Here is an 18,227-nt window from a genome sequence, read left to right on the forward strand (position 1 = left end):
GGCCCATCCCCAAGTGACAGATTGCTCCGTCTTTCCAGTTTCCTTCAGGCGAAGAAAACAATTATTCGGTATTAGCTACCGTTTCCGGTAGTTGTCCCAAACTTGAGGGCAGGTTGCCTACGTGTTACTCACCCGTCCGCCGCTAAGTATCAAGGAAGCAAGCTTCCTATCAACTCCGCTCGACTTGCATGTATTAGGCATGCCGCCAGCGTTCGTCCTGAGCCAGGATCAAACTCTCCAATAAAGTATTGAAAAGAGCGATAAGCTCATTTTGAATCTGACGAGATTAAAAATCTCATTTGTGCTCCAGTCGATTCAAGCCAAGGCTTGTCTCTAACTTTCGCGTTCATTCTGCAAGCAGAATGTTTACTCACTCGTTGTTCAGTTTTCAAAGATCAAACACGATTTGTTTCACTTGTTTCTCGTCTCAACCAAGTTTCGGCGGCGACTTAAATAATGTAACACATTCCGTTTGTTTTCGTCAAGAACTTTTTTTAATTTCTTTTTTTTGAAGCTTTAGTTCTTCACTTTTCCTCTGAAGAAATTATCATTTGTTGGCGATAATCTCGTTTGGGGAACGAAATATAATGTATCATATATCGTGAATGAGAGTCAACATCTTTTTATAAATTATTAAACAAACAAAAAAGGAAGGTTTCCCCTCCCTTATGTGATCAATATAATGTCAGGCTTCTGGAGAAGGTTATGCCTCAATCCAATACCGAATTTCCCGGCCCTCTCCTCCGATCGATGGCCACCCTGCCGATTCTTTTACAATAGAACGAAAGACCAGCTTACGTATCACCAAAGGCAGATCTTCTCGAACAAATCTTAACTGCGGATGATGAACAAGCTCATTCATGCTCCACGGCTCCTTGCGACTTCTTAACACACGCAGCAGCAGTTCTGAGCATTCACTCATTTTGGACATTACGGAAAACTCACAGGCAAGCAGGACAAGCTCTACTCGCTGCTCCAGCGTCTCCGAGCTTACGGTAAGCTCTTGATATAGTTTCCATAAAGCGCGATCCAGATTCTGCACATGTGTCCAGACGGCATGATCCGGGTATATCCCCTGTTCAATCAATACAATTCTTGCCCAGTTCCCCAGAGCCTCTAATACATTGTAATAGGCGTCTACAACATGACCTTCCTGAATATGACGTTTGGCCTCCACGTACATTCTCAAGAAACTGGTGAATTCATGAAGCAACTTCTGCTCACGCAATTCTGCCCCAAAGGTAGACAGTTCTTCTCGCAAATCACTTAAGGCGCTGTCCGCTTCCCAGATAATCTCACCTTCAATCAGACACTGGGTGAGATTATTATGATTCCCGGTAACTACACTACTCTTTAATTCATGACGGCTCGCATAGATCATCTGATAACGAAGATCACCATATCTGTAATGTCCCACTGCCGACTTCAATTGATCATCATTATGAACAACAAGTACTAATAATTCGAAATCTTGAATTAAGGAGCCGTGGAATCGCTCTCCCGGGTGGGAATAAGCGATAGCCCCAACTGCCCCTGTCTCTTCCGACTGTTCGGACAAAAAAGCAAGGTTCTTTAATTCCACGATTCCCTCCATACATTTCATGGCAGATAAGCGCCAAGTCAGTTATAATGTAATTCTACATCCAGACTGAAGTTTCCTTCTTTTCCAGGTCCGATACTACTCATACGATAGGAGCATTTTTCATGATTTTTAAATCAGCAAAAATTAATGCTTTTCGCACTTGGGGATTACTACTGACCATGCTAGGTATGGGCCTAATGATACTGGGAACAGCCGGGATTGTTTTCTGGGGACATGCAGGCAAAGTTTTCGCAGCTGTAGGGCTCGTCATCGGACTGATTGCCATGATGGCCAGTCTAGCCATTTATTTCTGGGCGGGTATGCTCTCCACCAGTGCAGTACAAGTCGACTGTCCGGAATGCGGGAAGTTAACCAAAATGCTTGGCAAAACAGATCGTTGTATGTTCTGTCATACCATCCTCACCCTGGACCCTAATAAGGCCAACATGACCAGTCAACAACTGAAAGCGCCTTCTACACAAGTCCCCCCCACCGATGGTTAGCATGAAATGATCTCCAACCGTTAAATTTCTTTTCCCTTAATTTCATTGAAGAACAAAAAAAAGGCCCGGTATGTTTACCGGACCTTTTTGGACTTGGCTTATAAGTGAGTCCTTATTGCTGTTATCAATAGCTAAAATATGAAGTTAAATTATAAGTTCTACGACCAATAAAACGGTAGACTGCACGTATGATGGTACCCAAGGAGAAACTTTGAGCTTAGCGAAAATAAATTAAAGCAATCAGACACTCTGAGTTCGAGTAAATTATTTCTGGTAACCGGCCTGCTTTAATACCTCCCATGCAGAGGCATTAGCAAAACTCCGATTCCACGCAGCTACTCCGCCCAGCTTCAACGAAGCAATCAAATCCACCCGCGCCTGAAGGGACACGGCATCTTCGATCCATATTTTCTTGGTAGCTCCGTCTTCCTTATATTCCACATAGTTCTGTCCACTTGCCTGATCCAGTTCAGATTTGAGTTTCTTCTCTTGGATCAGCTCCACAATGGCATTCATGCCCACCGCTTTGGAAGACACTTTAACCTCACCCTGATCATTCGTCTCTTCCGTCCATATCCGGGTATAGAGTGGAACCGCCATGATTAACTTGTTAGAAGGGACTTCATCCTCCTCAAGTATGCGTCTCATGGAAGCCTCGGTCCAAGGCAGAGACGCTACCGAACCTGCCTTGGGACTGGCCGCCCAATGTTCATCATAAGCCATCACAATAACATAGTCTGCAAAAGAACCTAATGCACGGCGGTCCAGAAAGGCAGACCACATCTCACTGTTTGATTTTGGTGTTACATCGATCGATAACATCAATCCATGTATACGTGCCATCGCCTTGATCTCGCGCACAAATTGCGTAATGTTCGGCCCGTCATCTGTATACACATTCTCAAAGTCGATGTTGATACCGTCCAGTTGATACGTCTGTGCATACTCTAACATCTGCTCAATAATATGAGTGCGTGTCTCGTAAGAAGCTACAGCTTCTTTTGTAATGTCCGGATCAAAGCTGTTATCCATGAGTCCCCATACTTCCATACCCGAACGGTGAGCCCAGTTCACATAAGCTTGGTTTCCCTTGCTTTTCACAGTGCCCTGTCCATCCGTAATATGAAACCATGTGGGGCTGACCACATTCACACCAGGCATTTTACCGATAGAACTCACATCAGGCTGACGATTGTACACAGCCTCCCAAACCAGATTTACCGGTTTATTCTGCCACTTCTTCTCTGCTGCTGTCAGCGTATACTTGGGCAAGTCCACCTTCTTTTTCTCGGTGAGGACAATATAATCATTATCTACATATCCGGCATACCCATTATCGAGTTGAACAAAGCTCTGTTCATCCCCCGTCTGCCATACACGTACCCGTGCAGCCTTCTCTATGTCGGCAATGATTGGTGAGGATTCTCCCCCACGTTTATATAACGGCACGGTCTTGTCCGCTTTGGATGATAACGTATCAATCTCTGCATACTGAATCATGTCCCCTCCACGCATCAGCAGCACAGCACCTGTTACTGGATCTTCCTGTACGGTTATGCCATATACTTCTTTCAAAGGTTTGAGCGGAATATAGGCTTCTCCGTCCTTAACCTCAGGCTTAACTGTCATGGGATAATCTTTGTGATTAAGTTCTGCTTGTGTGCTTCCATCTTTCATATGAAGGACTCGCTGAGGAGAGGCAATAATGATATCTCCCGTTTCTGATTCATAACGTATGCCTGCATCAATCGCTTCTTGCAGCACATCTACAGGTAACTTGAGTTGATCTCCTGTACCCAGAGCGTCTCCATCCATCAGTTGCCCATCTACAAAAATAGGTTGGCTTCTTCCTACCCAGTCGGGGTCTTCATGGGTCTGGTTCAACCATACATTTGTTATAAGCCAGTAAGCCCCCCCGGCGATCAGACAAGCCCCGAGAAAACCGGGCCAAAATGAACGTCGCTTCTGACGTGTATATCTGCTTTTTCTACCCAAACGTCTACCTCCGTTAATTATGCTGATCATAAGGATGTGCGCATAAGTTGTTATAAAGATGAGCATTTTGCATAAATGCTAAAAAAAAACGTGAAGAATCCATACTGAATTCTGCACGTTAATATTGTAATTCAACTCTCTTAATCCCTGCAACTTTTGCAAACGCCATATACTTCCAATCGGTGACCGTGTACTTCGAATCCTGTACTAGACTCCGCCTGAAGCTCTACACTTTTGAGTGAAGGATAGCTGAAGTCTTCAATCTTGCCGCATTGATCACAGATAACATGATAATGATCCGTCACATTGGCATCGAAGCGACTTGAATTATCTCCGTATGTCAATTCCCGGACCATGCCAGCTTCCAGAAACATCTTCAAATTATTATATACCGTTGCCACGCTCATACTGGGAAATTGGGGTTCAAGGGCTCGGTAAATTTCATCGGCTGTCGGATGCCCCATGGATTCCATCAGATAGTTCAATATGGCATGACGCTGGGGTGTAATACGGACACCGGTCGTTTTCAGATGCTCCAACGCATGTTGGACACGTGTTGCCATAAAACCCACCGCCTTACCTTTCATTCTCTGGTGAAGAGTAAGTTACTGTCTCCTCGCTCAGAGTTGATTCCCGGCCATTAAGAACGACAATCCATCTTTCATGCCGTGTAATCTTGCCAGTGTACATTTATTGTACGGCGATTACAAGTTTATTGTCAACGCGGCGGTCAAGGAACCTCTGTAGAATCCAGCTGGGAATTTGGTCCGTCCTCGGTAGTCTGTTCCAGATTCTCAGCCGTATCTTCAGAATCAGGTGTAACTGTTTCAGGGGTAGATACAGCCGGGTTGCTCTGAATGGTGAGATCACTGTTGCCTTCAATTTTCACCCTGTACTCGCCCTCGCCGAGCTGGCCTTCTATGGTTTTATTCTGTACTTTGAACGGCAGATCCGTACTTAGATCTCCATAACTGCTGGAACCCGCAAGACTGTAGTCTCCACGATCAGGAAGTAATACGTTAATGGCTCCCACAGCACTGTACACATCCCAGTCTCCTCCGACTTTGGTAGATACGATGTTAATACTGCCATTAAGCGATTGGGCTTTGATTCCCAGATTGGCTCCATCCAGCGTAATATTGCCGTTGCGTGTCTCTGCGGTGAATACACCAACGGAGTCCACAATACTGATACTTCCCACTTGTGTAGTAAGATCTACATCGCCGGAAATACCGCGAGCCTTCATGTCTCCACGGTTACTGTCCAGATCGACATTACCAATAGCGTTGGCTACAATGACATCTCCGTTCAACGTTTTCCCTGAGATATCTCCAACAGCATTGGTAATCCGGATACGTCCGTTACCCGTTTCGGCCAATATGGTACTAATGGCTTCCGGACGGTTTAATAATATGGCTCCATTGGAAGTTCGAATATCCAGATTAAAACGACGATCATCCGGGATCGTAATGGTAAGATTCATCCGTGGCTGCGTTTTTTCATTGTCTCCATACGTCTTGCCTGTAGCTTTGATATAAATTACTTTTGTACCATCGGCCTCTACAAAAGAGGCTGCTGCAACGGCCTTTGCCTGTACTTCCGTCGTCTGATCTACCCAGATCACCGTCCGTACTTCAATCTCATCCGTATCTCCGCGTTGTACCGAGATATCTCCGTTGACACCTTCAACCACCAGATCTGACGTATCCATGCGAACAGGTACACGAATCGTGCCCTTATCCTCCATATATCCTGCCGCTTGACTGTAGTCCATGGATGCCGCTCCGAGATTTAGACTCACTCTATTCCATAAGTGCATGTAGTGATCCTGCTCGGTGACGATAAATACGGAAGCTACCAAAATCAGTGAGGTCAGAATGCCTTTGGCATCGGGTCTGAAACGTACTTTGATTTGTTCATCAGGATTGCTCGGGTTTTCCGATTGCACCTTGTTTCTTCTGCGTGTCCACAGGAACAGCACAATATATTCAACACCTAAAACAACGAGCAAAAATGGCCACCAGTCCACCATCTCATATACATAGTCAGTTCCCCACCGTTTATCCAAAATCAACAGCACACCGACCGCTATGATTAAGGCGGCAGCCGTATAGCGGCCAACCCGGACTTTACGGTTCATCACGTTCCCTCCTCGTATCATTTCCACTACATTTTTTTCTTGTTCAACATCACCCAGAACTCACGACCAAACAGAAGCAAACCGCCTACAATCATGAGAACCGCAAATGAATATCCGCCGTACATGGCGAGAAGCTCTTGAAACCAACGTGGTTTGCGGAAAAACAGCACCATCAAAGACCCTCCAACAATCAGAAGTAATCCAAACGATATGCCTCTCTCCCAGACCATCATTGCATCTCCTGTAGAACGTTCATTGGTTATCGGCTTGTCCGAAGTTGCCTGGGTTACGGCTCTACGTCTGCGCATCATGACCCAATCTGCAGATTGCAACACATCATATACATTGTAAAAGTAAATAACCGGGATACACAAAGCCAGCAAGATGAGCAATGGCACATTGATCTGTATTCCAATGGATGAGAAGTACAACACTGCTGACAGATCAAGCAAAACAAGCAGCATAAAGGTCAAGCCTCTCATGTACAATCTCAGATAAATATGACCCAGGCCAGGAATAATGGCACTCAGTAATCCCGCAATAAACTTGTGAGCCCGATTTCTGACCAGTTTGGTCTGAACTCTACGGGTCTTTTTGTTCAATTGACGTCTCCGTTTCATAACATACTCCTCTCTTCTGATCTGACCTTCCGCTCTTCATGCATTTGGTTAGATAGTACCCTAAAGAGCAAGGAGAGTAACTGGAAGAAATATGGATATGACCAAAAACCCTCCGGCACTACTGGCCTCTGGAGGGTTGTAATTCATTTATTCGATCGACACCTTGGTAACGTGTTCCCACTGTCGTAACTTGGATACCAAGCCTACCGTTTGGAAATCATGCGGTACCTGGACATGTAATACAATCTCAATTTTACGTTCAACCGACACCAGCTCTGCATAAGCCAGGTCTTGTTCATTCACAGTAATTTTACGGATCTTGATCTTCTCCTGCTCCATACATGAAGACAGTTGTTCCAGAAAACCGGGTTCTGACAACGTGTGAAGTGTAACGACATGCATCTTGTTCCCTCGTAAATACCTCAGCTCTAATTTGTTAAATACCCAGAGATTAAGCAATACCAGGACAGTAGATACGATCGATGCAAAAAAGAATCCCGCACCTGCTGCGAGCCCAATGGCTGCAACAACCCAAATTGAAGCAGCTGTAGTCAGTCCGGTAATGGATTTTCCCGTAAAGAGAATTGTCCCTGCTCCCAGGAATCCGACACCAGTAATTACAGCAGTAGCCAGACGCGCTGGATCGATCCTTACATTTAATTCATTAGCAAAATCTTTAAAGCCATAAACAGACAACATCATAATCAGTGCAGAGCCAAGACATACCAGGATATGGGTACGCAAACCGGCAGCATGATTGGACCGTTCCCGCTCCAGGCCTACGAGCCCTCCAAGCAGCATAGCCAGCAATAATCGTAATAAAATGTGCCACTCATCAATGAACCAGGGATCGCCCAAAGTCGGTATTCCTCCTCAAGTTGTTAATATTATTAAAGTTTATTCTTGTGAAAAGTAGTTAATTCCACTCCAGGTGCAATCTGTGTGACCTCCACGGGATTAAAACCAAATTTGGTGTACAGATTCACTGCGGGCTGATTCAACGTTCCTGTGGAGACGATATAACGCGGAAGATCCGCATGCTGTTCCAACACATACGTCATCAAAGATGCCGCAATTCCCTTGCGAAAGTGATCCGGGTGCACCATCATTCGTGTAATGGTCAGTGTATTCTCCTCTTCCTCTGCTACAGCGACAGCCCCGATAAGCTCTCCGTCACCATGGATACAACCATAAAAACGCTCTCCACAATCCCGAAGTGTCTCCATCGTATCCATCAAAGGAGGAATCTCCTGAAATCCGATGATTTCAGCTTCCAATCGATAAGCTACATGTTGAAGTCTCCATAACTGTCCCAACGTCTCCAGATCACGTAATGACAATGATTGAATGTTCATATCCGTTCCCCCGTCTGAATTACTTTCGTCTCTTTCATAACAAAAAGAGGCTGTCACAGGGACGAGCCTCTTTCTGTCCGGCCTCACCGGAAGGATTAGCGGTTCAGTACATCTGCAAGCAGTTGGTTGGCGAGGGCGGGATTCGCCTTGCCTTTACTTTCTTTCATAACTTGACCAACGAGGAAACCAATGGCTTTCTGTTTACCAGCCTTATAATCTTCCACAGATTGAGGATTGTTCGCCACAACCTGCTCAACGATGGCAAGAATGGCACCTTCATCACTAATCTGCACAAGACCCTTCTCTTCAACGATCTGCTGTGGAAGCTTGCCGCTCTCCAGCATCTCCTTGAATACCGTTTTGGCGATTTTGCTGTTAATGGTGCCCTTCTCCAGCAGTCCGATCATCTCACCCAAGCCTTGACCTGTCAGTGGGACCTGAGTCACCTCAAGATTGCTCGTATTCAGGTAACCCAGCAAGTCGCCCATGATCCAGTTGGATACGGATTTGGCATCCTGAGTGAATTTCAAGCTATCTTCGAAAAGATCAGCTATAGCCTTGGATGAAGTAATAACCTCTGCATCATAGCTAGGCAATCCGTAATCAGCCGTATAACGAGCTTTACGTTCGTCTGGGAGCTCAGGTATGGTAGCCTTGATGCGCTCTTTCCAGGCTTCATCAATATGCAGCTTCACGAGATCCGGGTCCGGGAAATAACGATAGTCATGCGCCTGTTCCTTACCACGCATCGACAGTGTTTTCCCTTGAGCTTCGTCCCAGCGACGCGTCTCCTGAACCACTTCACCGCCATCATCCAGAATTTCAGCTTGGCGATATTGTTCATATTCGAGACCACGTTGAACACCACGGAAGGAGTTCATGTTTTTCAGTTCGGCTCTTGTTCCCAGCTTCTCCTGTCCATGTGGACGCAAACTGATGTTGGCGTCACAACGCAGTGAACCTTCTTCCATCTTCACGTCCGATACATCACAGTACTGCATGATAGCACGCAATTTTTCAAGATACGCACGTGCTTCTTCCGGAGAAGAAATCTCAGGTTCGGATACAATCTCCACCAGTGGTGTACCGACACGGTTGAAGTCCACCAAAGACGCGTATCCGCCATCGATATGTGTAAGCTTCCCTGCATCTTCTTCCAAGTGAAGACGTGTGATGCCAATTCGTTTCGTTTCACCATTCACTTCGATATCAATCCAGCCGTTCTCACCGATTGGTTGATCAAATTGCGAGATCTGATAAGCTTTGGGTGAATCGGGATAAAAGTAGTTTTTACGGTCAAACTTGCTGACATCAGCAATCGTACAATTCAGGGCCATCGCTGCCTTCATGGCGTAGTCTACCGCCTGACGATTCAGTACTGGCAGTACGCCCGGATGTCCGAGACAGACCGGGCAGGTATGCGTGTTCGGCGGAGCTCCAAAAGCTGTGGAGCAGCCACAGAAAATTTTGGAGTTGGTATGCAACTCCACGTGGACTTCAAGTCCAACGACCGTTTCATATTTAGATGCGGACATTTCTATATTCCTCCGTTCCGGGCAGTCTACAGCTGCGGACGCTGCTTGTGGAATTCTGTATTTTGTTCAAACGCATGCGCTACACGCAATACGGTGGTTTCATCAAAAGCTTTACCGATAATCTGCAGGCCAACAGGCAATCCATCCGAGAATCCACATGGAATGCTAACAGCAGGTACACCAGCCAAGTTGACTGGAATCGTCAAAATATCGTTCAGATACATCGTAAGTGGATCATCCACCTGTGAACCCAGTTTGAACGCCGTAGTTGGCGCAGTTGGTCCGATAATCACATCATATTTGGCAAATACATTGTCGAAATCCTGTTTGATCAATGTACGTACCTTCTGTGCTTTCAGATAATAGGCATCATAGTAACCCGAGCTGAGAGCATACGTTCCGAGCATGATACGTCGTTTCACTTCCGGACCAAAGCCTTGACTGCGGGACTGATGATACAGATCCAGCAAGTTGTCCGGATTGTCTGCACGTACGCCATAACGTACACCATCAAATCGAGCCAGGTTCGAAGAAGCCTCTGAAGAAGCCAGCAGGTAATACGTAGCCACCGCATATTCGGTATGCGGAAGGGATACTTCTTCCCATGTTGCCCCGAGTCCTTCAAGAACTTTCAATGCAGAAAGAACTGTCTCTTTCACTTGTGGATCGACGCCTTCACCGATGTATTCTTTCGGAACAGCAATACGAAGCCCTTTAACATCACCTGTCAGTCCACTCAAATAATCCGGGATCTCTACTTTTGCAGATGTCGAATCTTTGGCGTCATAACCAGCAATGGCCTGCAATACATAAGCAGAATCTTCAACATTTTTCGTCAAAGGACCAATCTGATCCAGGGATGATGCAAATGCAACCAATCCAAAGCGGGAAACAAGTCCGTACGTTGGCTTCAATCCAACAACACCGCAATACGAAGCAGGCTGTCTGATGGAGCCACCTGTATCTGATCCAAGCGTGAAGTATGCTTCTCCCGAAGCCACAGCTGCTGCTGAACCACCGCTGGAACCTCCTGGAACACGATCCAGTGCCCATGGATTACGTACAGGGGAGAAACTTGAATTCTCATTGGAGCCGCCCATGGCAAATTCGTCCATGTTGAGTTTGCCAATAGTTACGGTGTCCGCAGCTTTCAATTTCTCGACAACTGTCGCGTCATACACCGGGTCGAAATTACGAAGGAATTGGCTACCACACGTCGTGCGCAGTCCGTTCGTAACGATGTTATCCTTAATACCTACAGGCAGACCAAAAAGCAAACCTTTCTCCTCGCCGCTAACCAGACGGTCATCCAGTTGACGTGCACGAGCGCGTGCTTGTTCTTCATCCAGTGCCAAATATGCCTTAACTTTATCGTCATGCGCGCCAATGTTCTGATACGCCTGATCCACCAAATCGCTGACCGACAGCTCTTTGGCATGCAGCTTGTTATGTAACTCAGGCAACGATTGTTCAAATAAACTCACAGTTTTTGTCCTCCTTCCGGTTATCCGTTATTCCATTACAGCAGGCACTTTAAACTGCCCATCTTCTTCTTCCGGTGCATTGCGCATCACCTGTTCAATCGACAGGCTTTCTTTGGTCTCATCTTCACGCATAACATTGCTTACGTGCAGAACGTGAGTGGTGGGCTCGATGTCTTCCGTATCCAGCTCATTCAGCTTTTCTGCATATTTTAAAATCGCGTTCAGCTGACCTGTCAGGGTCTGTTCTTCTTCAGCAGTCAAGTTGAGCCGGGCCAGCTTGGCCACATGCTGAACGTCATTATTCGAAATACTCATTAGCGGATGCCTCCTTCATTCATTCTGATTCCCGAAACGACCTGAAACGAATCGCTCGTTTAACGGGCTAAAGTCTCAAGATAACTTTTTTCATTATAGGTGAGATAGTTCGACAATTCAATGCAAATGACCTGACAGGCTTCCGGGAAGCTGAAATCAAACTTATAAAATAAAAAAGAGCCGGCATCAGCCGACTCTTAAAATTCTAAATCCATGCACGCAGATTAACCTGCTTTATAAAATCCGCCTGTGACATAACATCGTTCGCGGTTTCCTCTTCCTCTTCCACAGCTTGAAAATCTCCGTTCATCAGATGATGAAACAGCTTCTCATTGTGTGTCGCAAGGGCGTAATCTATCAACGCTTCTCGCTCGACCCGCTCAGCTTCCTGCTTCAGCAGAACCTCTTCCAGATCGACGTCGCCGGATGGAACAAAAAAGTTCCGGTTTACCTGCGGCACTCGAAGCACGTAATCGAACGCATTGTCCGGATTCCGGTCATAAGCGATGATGAAACCATATTCCCCCACAGGAAGATTCTGCTCAAACGCATCCGCGACGATGACAACCTTCTCTCCTAATCGCAGCATCGTCTAACCTCCTGGTAGTCTATCATTAATATTTATTTGTATAGTCTACTAGAAAAGAATAACGATGTCTAGGAATACTAGAATTAAACAACATATTTGTGCAAAATCTTTTTTTCCATTTTTAAAATGATGTTATTTCGGATTACGTGCACCTGGCTTGCGCTGTGATCGAATCACGACAAACCAGTATATAATGAGCGGCGTGGGAAATCCCGTGATGCCCCATAATCCCCATAACCAAGGGAAACGTCCACGTCTGCGTGCGTCCTGAAAGATCCATGTGCCCTGAACCAGAAGAAAAATGCCAAGCAATGTAAGCCATAGTGGAGAAACCTCATCCAACGAATAATGCATTTTATTCATGATGAACCTCCTTCCGGCGCCGTCCAGCCCAAATCACAACCAAAATCACCGCAACAGCTGTACCAAGAGCCTGGATTCCCAGGTATAGAGCTGGAGCAGATACAAAAAATAATGCCCCGAAGGTAATCGCAAGCAATCCAACCAACCAGAAACATATAATCTCAATCCAATTGGCTCGACGTCTAATCTGTTTACGTTCCCTGACTTGAGCTTCAAGTGAACCCAAGGAAGGAATACTTGTCGGCTCAAATGCATCATCCAGCACTTTCATGTGTTGCTGCAATCGTTCTACAACTTCTTGTTCTTGTGCATCATCTGATCTGCTCATCCTTATTCCAGCTCCTTTCTTAACTGACGGAGACCATAAGCTGTGCGTGACTTCACCGTTCCCGCAGGAATACCCAGCATTTCCCCGATCTCGTCATATCCGTATCCATAATAATGCTTCAGTAGCACTGCAACACGATGTTCGGGTGTCAGTCTTGTCATCGCATCCATGACATCTGTCCATTCTTCATTCCGAGTCTCAAGCTGCCAACGGAATCGACGTACGGCCTGATCCCGGATGAGAGCAAGCCAGTTCTGTTCTCTCTTCTTACGTCTTGTCTTATCGATATAGATGCGGGTCGCAATGGTGATCACCCATGATGAAAAGGCAGACGTGCCATCATATCGATGGATATTTTCCATACAACGAATCATCGTATCCTGCACCGTCTCTTCTGCGAGGTTAGCGTCCATTGTCACTTTGACAAGATACTTATACACAAACGTGTAGTGACGTTGCAACAACGCTGCGAGTGCGCTATCGTCTCCCGATACTGCTCTGCGTACCTCTTCCAGCTCAGCTGCCTTTATCATGAAATCACCTTCTTCCCGTTCAATCTGGAGTTAATACGACAGGCTCTGCAAAAACGTTCAATGAAATTTAAAAAAAAATTAAACCCGACAATTTCCCAGGCAATCAGACTTGATTCCGGTAATCCTGCAGCTTGTCGAACCACGGTTGGTTGCGGGCTCCGTTTTTTAAAACACGGCTTGTCCATATATTCTGCTGAGACTTTATCACTTCATTGGCCAAGCCAGGGTTATGTATTAAAGCTTGCTCAGTACCCGTTTCTCTTTTCCCACTTTCCAATATACGACGGTTTTCTTCAATGATCGGATACTCGACACGCTGATTCAACGGAATAACTCTTGGTTTCTCCACTTTGATATTCCCCACTCTCATGATCTACTATTTCTTAAATTTATTATTTCTAAATCAATCTGTACTTGCTATTGGTCTCAAACTGGCTTGTGATGAAGCGCATCTTACATCTCTATGTAGCGTAAAAAAGGCTAATTCTGCGATAAAAAGGGGCTGAAAACAAAAAAAGAACGCAAACCGGGTATAGACCACAGTCTGCGTGCTTCGCGAGGTTGGGTGTTTCTTGGTAATGCTTCAGTTAGATGATGCCTTAACGCTTGTAACAACTAATTGCTATTCTAATGAAAAAGTTGTCACTTGTCCAGACTTTCTTCACGTATCATGTCGGATTATCTTGCGGACACGTAAGGATTGTTCTGTTTCTCATAACCAATGGTCGTTTTGGGACCATGACCTGGATATACTTTAACCTCATCAGCAAAGGTGTAAAGCTTGTTCTGGATTGAATCAATCAGATCCCGTTCACGCCCTCCTGTCAGGTCCGTTCTGCCCACACCCATGCGGAACAGCACATCACCCGCAAACAGGTCGTTATCACAAAGCAAACTTACACTGCCTGGGGAATGTCCAGGTGTATGGAACACTTTAAACGTATGACCAATCAGATTCAGCTTCTGCCCTTCGTCCATGGCATATTCAGCAGGATCTGTCGAAAGCGGTGGTGTCGCCTGCGGCCAATTCAAAGATCCATTTAATTTCGGGGTGGTGAGCCAGTCACTCTCCAAGTCATGAAGATAAACGGGACATCCCTTCAATTTGCGGATCTCATCTACCCCGCCCATATGATCAAAGTGAGCATGAGTGAGGAGAATGGCTTCGATCTCCAAGTCTTGGATCGCCTTAAGCAGCGGCCCTGGATTCATGCCCGGATCAATAATGACGGCTTTGCCCGGATCATCTCCTTGTAGGAGATACGCATTGGTCTGAAGCGGGCCTAGTGTAAACGTACGAATGTTAAGCATATCGGCTTAGTAACCCGAAATCAGTTCACGCAGCTCACGGATAATGGCCGCATGTGACTCCGTTCCTTCCCCATAACGTTTACCAATCTCTTGACGCGCTACAGCCAAATTTTCTTGATAATCTGCTGCTTCACGATCCGGATTAAGGCGTTTGAATTCAATCATGACTTCCTGTACATGCTGCGGACGAGGTCCCCACTGACCTAACACATGACCACCTGTATCTGCAAAAATAACGACTGGCACGGAACGGCCACCCATCGTCAGGAACTCATCCATCACTTCCGGATGGTTCTCCATAATCAGAACTTCTGTTGGGATTCCTGAAATTTCAAGCGCCTGGAACACAACCGGAATATTACGGACAACATCCCCGCACCAGTCAGCAGCCAGAATTAACACACGCAGATCATCGCGATGGTTCAGACTCTCAAAAAACTCACGATCCTCTTCGTTCGACCAAGTAAAGCTATCATAATTGGCCTGGAATTCACTTTGGTTCTTGGTCATACTCTCGATAAAATCTTTCGGTGGCAGACCTTTACCGAATTTGTGAGACAAGTTGGGTTTACCCATGACTAGACACTTCCTTTCTTTTTACGAACATTCATCCATTTAATAAGTACATAAACGATCATAAGGGCGAGAGCGACAAGCAAAATAGGCATAACATATGGTGCCGCTTTCTCATCAATATGCTCCCATTGATCTCCAAGAATCATCCCTAAATATATAAACAATGCAGTCCAAGGTATAACAGCGAGTGTAGTAAGCAAGATGAATTTGCCTGTGTGCATTTTCGTGATGCCAGCCGGGATGGAGATCGCATGTCTTACCACCGGAACAAAACGCGCTGTGAAAATGACACCTGTACCATACTTGCGAAACCACTCCTCGGAATGGTCGATGTGTTTTTTCTGGATGAGTATGTATTTACCGTAGCGTTCAAGTACAGGTCTGCCGCCATAACGGCCAATCCAGTAAATAAATAACTGGGCAATCACACCGCCCACCGTACCAAAAATCATAGCACCGAAGAAGTTGATATTACCTTGTGAAACGAGAAAACCTCCATACGCCAGCACAATTTCGCTTGGGATAACTTCCAACATTAATCCAAGCATGATTCCAAAGTACCCAAGACTTTGAATCCAATCGAACAATTGGCCAACAAGGTTATGAATAAAGTCCATCTCAACCCTCTTTCTCCATCCTGATTGGCGGTGCCCCTCCGCACCATGGATGTTCGTCCCTATTTTATCACAGGGCTGTGGACGTTGCTACTTCAAGAGGTTGGGATAGTGTCCCGTTCGCAGCAGTGCGCATATGGTATGGGGAGAGGAGCGTGAGAAGATGTCACACAAATCAATACCTGGTTCTCCGCCGGTCAAACATACGCAATCCGGTCAAAACCTTCCTTCCGCCAGAGGAATTCGCCGGGCATGCAGCAAGGAATTGTACCGGACAGCCAAAAGGCTAAAAGTATATGTCTCTCCCGAACGGATGAAGCAGGCGGAAGAATATTATTACGGTAAGGTGATCACAAATCTGCTCTGGATTGGTGAGAATCGCGACAACCGCAAGAAATTATGTGAGTGGTGGAACACGGATGTCAGTGCGGAGATCGCCGCGATGTGGGAAGTAGATGTTGAACCATTAAAAGATGCGTTTCAGCATGCATTTGGCGGTTATCGTCTTTAGATATGGAGGAATGAGGCGGGTAGCTATGTCTTCAAACCTACTGAACGACGCAGCCGAGCTGAAGCGAATCTGAACATGTTAGGAATAGCCAAGGAGGGCACTGTGTCCTTAACGTGTGATGTTAATGCCTTCTTCACGTACGAGCAAGCGATAGAGACAACATAAAATGCGAATTTCTCCCTTCCGATGTAAAGCTTCGCTCCAGGTGGAATTCAGGGTCGTCCTCTGGCTTGCGGATCGAGCAGAGCATGGAGCCGACCACCACAGGGGCATGAACATAAGCTGTGAGTATGAATATGAGCTGGAAAGTATGAACATAAACACCGAGTGATTTTTCATACTCAAGCCCACGAGCGGTAACGAATCTGAGGCGTCTTAATCAAGGATTTGAAGCAATTTTAGAAATCTAAGGAATCTGAGACACGTTATCTCGGGATTTTTGGCCTTTTTAACTTTTTTGTTAAGGAGTTTCGGGAAATAACGTGTCTGATGTTCCTTAGAATTTAAAAGGAGAGTGGAAAGCCAAATAAGACGTTCTGTGTTCCTTAGAAAATCGTATATCCATCCGCCAGAAGCAGCCAGCTTGGACTTCCAGACTTTTGGACGCTGACATCCATCATCATATAACTTGGGTAAACGTCAAGACCCAGCAGTGATTCAAGGGCTTCGCTTGGTCAACTCTGGAGTAAAAGGAGGAGAAGAACCCGAAGCAAGCCTACGCAGGTTCTCTCCATAGCCTGGAGCATGTTTTTCCATTACAAAACGACGATCATTACGAACGTCCCCTGCTCCCACTTCCTCAGCCAGCAGTTGATACCGTTCATACATCTGGACACCAGCGGCGGCAGTCTGTCGGGCTCGATCTCTATATCCTGCCTTCCATTCCCGCCGCGCTGCCTGCTCCATCCAATACAAAGCCGTGGATTGGCCAAGGCCATCATACCGATTCAATGCGATCGCTTGTTCAAAATATCCTCCTGCCTGCTGTCCTTCGCCGAATTGGGCTGCCAATCGTCCCAGTTCAATGTAAATCTGAGGGTGCATCGGGGAATGGGACAAGCTGTTTAAAAGGAGTGATTCTGCTTCTCGTCCCGGAAGAGATCGTGCAAAGGATATCACGATATCCGGTCGATTCGGGTTAGACTGAAGGGCAGCCATAAAATGCACCTTCTGTGCTGGAGTGCCATCCGGTTCAGACATCGCCTGACGGTACTGCACTTCTGCTACAGCGTATCGGGAGGTCAGCCAGACTGTTCCAACAAGGCAGAAAAGGATGATCATCACTGTGGATACCCTTATTAGCCGAGCAGTTACTCGCTGAAGATTATGAAAGAAGGAACGCATCGGGACAGCTGATGGGTGGGATTGGGTTGGTAAATATCGCAAGAAAAGAGATCTGGATCTCGATTTAGATCTCGATTTAGATCCCGATTTGGATCTGATGGGAGTATATTTCACAGTTACGCTGGATCGCTGGACCCCCTCTGTTTCCGTCTTCAATGCGACTGCCCAAGCACCGAGCCAGATGAAGAGCATCCAAAATAATGTGAAGCTCCAGTCAAAGTCCATCGCCCCATGCAGGCCAAAAACAAGCACGGATGGCATGAGCTGCGGTGCAAAATGAAAGATGCTTCGCAGGGTGAGGAGAAACCACCCTGTGACAAGCAGGATGCCGATCATGCCCGTGTCCAGGGCGAGATCGAGCAGGCCGTTGTGAACCTCGCCTCCGACATAAGGCGAGGATTGAATGGCGCGAAACATGTTGCGCCATGTATCTCCCCCGTGGCCAAGCCATGCGGCCTCGGCCCACAGCTGGAGGGCGTCCCGCCACATCTGTAGGCGGGACACCCCAGTGCCGACACCCGCCGCGAGG

21 protein-coding genes and 1 rRNA gene are annotated in these 18,227 nt (G+C 46.4%); 2 read left to right on the forward strand and 20 right to left on the reverse strand.

The window, feature by feature from the left end:
- Positions 1-244: ribosomal RNA gene (locus ACE04G_RS07690) — 16S ribosomal RNA — on the reverse strand; the annotation flags it as partial.
- Positions 245-703: 459 nt separating this feature from the next.
- Complete coding sequence (locus ACE04G_RS07695) at positions 704-1,582, reverse strand: nucleotidyltransferase-like protein (RefSeq protein ID WP_036607052.1); 879 nt, start codon at positions 1,580-1,582, stop codon at positions 704-706.
- Between the two features lie 122 nt (positions 1,583-1,704).
- Between ACE04G_RS07695 and ACE04G_RS07700 the strand changes: the two genes are divergently transcribed.
- The gene (locus ACE04G_RS07700; protein ID WP_221820841.1) at positions 1,705-2,085 is read left to right on the forward strand and encodes a DUF2614 family zinc ribbon-containing protein; all 381 of its coding nucleotides are present in this window, start codon (positions 1,705-1,707) and stop codon (positions 2,083-2,085) included.
- Positions 2,086-2,349: 264 nt separating this feature from the next.
- Here the strand turns inward: ACE04G_RS07700 and ACE04G_RS07705 are convergent, their stop codons facing one another.
- The 17 genes from ACE04G_RS07705 to uptA form a co-directional block, all read right to left on the reverse strand.
- Positions 2,350-4,080 carry a glycosyl hydrolase family 18 protein gene (locus tag ACE04G_RS07705; protein ID WP_221820840.1) on the reverse strand — a complete coding sequence of 577 codons (1,731 nt, stop codon included), beginning with the start codon at positions 4,078-4,080 and terminating at the stop codon, positions 2,350-2,352.
- Positions 4,081-4,220: 140 nt separating this feature from the next.
- Positions 4,221-4,643, reverse strand: coding sequence for a peroxide-responsive transcriptional repressor PerR (gene perR, locus ACE04G_RS07710; RefSeq protein ID WP_026081471.1), 423 nt, complete (start codon positions 4,641-4,643; stop codon positions 4,221-4,223).
- 167 nt (positions 4,644-4,810) lie between these two features.
- A complete protein-coding gene (locus tag ACE04G_RS07715) occupies positions 4,811-6,220 on the reverse strand; it encodes a DUF4097 family beta strand repeat-containing protein (protein WP_449003962.1) in 1,410 nt (469 codons plus the stop codon).
- Between the two features lie 26 nt (positions 6,221-6,246).
- Positions 6,247-6,840 carry a hypothetical protein gene (locus ACE04G_RS07720; RefSeq protein WP_449003963.1) on the reverse strand — a complete coding sequence of 198 codons (594 nt, stop codon included), beginning with the start codon at positions 6,838-6,840 and terminating at the stop codon, positions 6,247-6,249.
- Positions 6,841-6,987: 147 nt separating this feature from the next.
- On the reverse strand, positions 6,988-7,698 hold the full coding sequence (locus ACE04G_RS07725) for an MgtC/SapB family protein (protein WP_449003964.1): 711 nt from the start codon (positions 7,696-7,698) through the stop codon (positions 6,988-6,990).
- Between the two features lie 32 nt (positions 7,699-7,730).
- Positions 7,731-8,195: a GNAT family N-acetyltransferase gene (locus ACE04G_RS07730; protein WP_339305611.1), complete on the reverse strand. Its 465-nt coding sequence runs from the start codon at positions 8,193-8,195 to the stop codon at positions 7,731-7,733.
- Between the two features lie 95 nt (positions 8,196-8,290).
- Positions 8,291-9,730 carry an Asp-tRNA(Asn)/Glu-tRNA(Gln) amidotransferase subunit GatB gene (gene gatB, locus ACE04G_RS07735; protein ID WP_221820832.1) on the reverse strand — a complete coding sequence of 480 codons (1,440 nt, stop codon included), beginning with the start codon at positions 9,728-9,730 and terminating at the stop codon, positions 8,291-8,293.
- 26 nt (positions 9,731-9,756) lie between these two features.
- Complete coding sequence (gatA, locus tag ACE04G_RS07740) at positions 9,757-11,214, reverse strand: Asp-tRNA(Asn)/Glu-tRNA(Gln) amidotransferase subunit GatA (protein WP_449003965.1); 1,458 nt, start codon at positions 11,212-11,214, stop codon at positions 9,757-9,759.
- 27 nt (positions 11,215-11,241) lie between these two features.
- Positions 11,242-11,529 (reverse strand): Asp-tRNA(Asn)/Glu-tRNA(Gln) amidotransferase subunit GatC, encoded by a 288-nt coding sequence (gatC, locus tag ACE04G_RS07745; RefSeq protein ID WP_036607033.1) that lies wholly within the window; start codon positions 11,527-11,529, stop codon positions 11,242-11,244.
- A gap of 205 nt (positions 11,530-11,734) precedes the next feature.
- A complete protein-coding gene (locus tag ACE04G_RS07750) occupies positions 11,735-12,118 on the reverse strand; it encodes a hypothetical protein (RefSeq protein ID WP_024631336.1) in 384 nt (127 codons plus the stop codon).
- A gap of 132 nt (positions 12,119-12,250) precedes the next feature.
- Positions 12,251-12,481: a sigmaY antisigma factor component gene (locus ACE04G_RS07755; RefSeq protein ID WP_221820830.1), complete on the reverse strand. Its 231-nt coding sequence runs from the start codon at positions 12,479-12,481 to the stop codon at positions 12,251-12,253.
- Entirely contained in the window at positions 12,474-12,809 is a 336-nt protein-coding gene (locus tag ACE04G_RS07760; protein WP_221820828.1) for a YxlC family protein, read from the reverse strand. The genes ACE04G_RS07755 and ACE04G_RS07760 overlap by 8 nt, the downstream gene beginning before the upstream one ends.
- Positions 12,810-12,811: 2 nt before the next feature.
- The gene (gene sigY / locus ACE04G_RS07765) at positions 12,812-13,342 is read right to left on the reverse strand and encodes an RNA polymerase sigma factor SigY (RefSeq protein ID WP_449003966.1); all 531 of its coding nucleotides are present in this window, start codon (positions 13,340-13,342) and stop codon (positions 12,812-12,814) included.
- 103 nt (positions 13,343-13,445) lie between these two features.
- Entirely contained in the window at positions 13,446-13,691 is a 246-nt protein-coding gene (locus ACE04G_RS07770) for a hypothetical protein (RefSeq protein ID WP_221820826.1), read from the reverse strand.
- A 329-nt stretch (positions 13,692-14,020) separates the two neighbouring features.
- A complete protein-coding gene (locus tag ACE04G_RS07775) occupies positions 14,021-14,653 on the reverse strand; it encodes an MBL fold metallo-hydrolase (protein ID WP_036607016.1) in 633 nt (210 codons plus the stop codon).
- A 6-nt stretch (positions 14,654-14,659) separates the two neighbouring features.
- Positions 14,660-15,229, reverse strand: coding sequence for a thioredoxin family protein (locus ACE04G_RS07780; RefSeq protein WP_017692292.1), 570 nt, complete (start codon positions 15,227-15,229; stop codon positions 14,660-14,662).
- Positions 15,230-15,231: 2 nt separating this feature from the next.
- Positions 15,232-15,846 carry an undecaprenyl phosphate transporter UptA gene (gene uptA, locus ACE04G_RS07785; RefSeq protein ID WP_100529811.1) on the reverse strand — a complete coding sequence of 205 codons (615 nt, stop codon included), beginning with the start codon at positions 15,844-15,846 and terminating at the stop codon, positions 15,232-15,234.
- A gap of 160 nt (positions 15,847-16,006) precedes the next feature.
- Here uptA and ACE04G_RS07790 point away from each other — a divergent pair, with 160 nt between their 5' ends.
- Complete coding sequence (locus ACE04G_RS07790) at positions 16,007-16,354, forward strand: dehydrogenase (RefSeq protein ID WP_074096436.1); 348 nt, start codon at positions 16,007-16,009, stop codon at positions 16,352-16,354.
- A 657-nt stretch (positions 16,355-17,011) separates the two neighbouring features.
- Here ACE04G_RS07790 and ACE04G_RS07795 read toward each other — a convergent pair.
- A partial coding sequence (locus tag ACE04G_RS07795; protein WP_486094339.1) for an O-antigen ligase family protein occupies positions 17,012-18,227 on the reverse strand: 1,216 nt, incomplete at its 5' end.

The sequence above is a fragment of the Paenibacillus sp. AGC31 genome, from assembly GCF_057334655.1.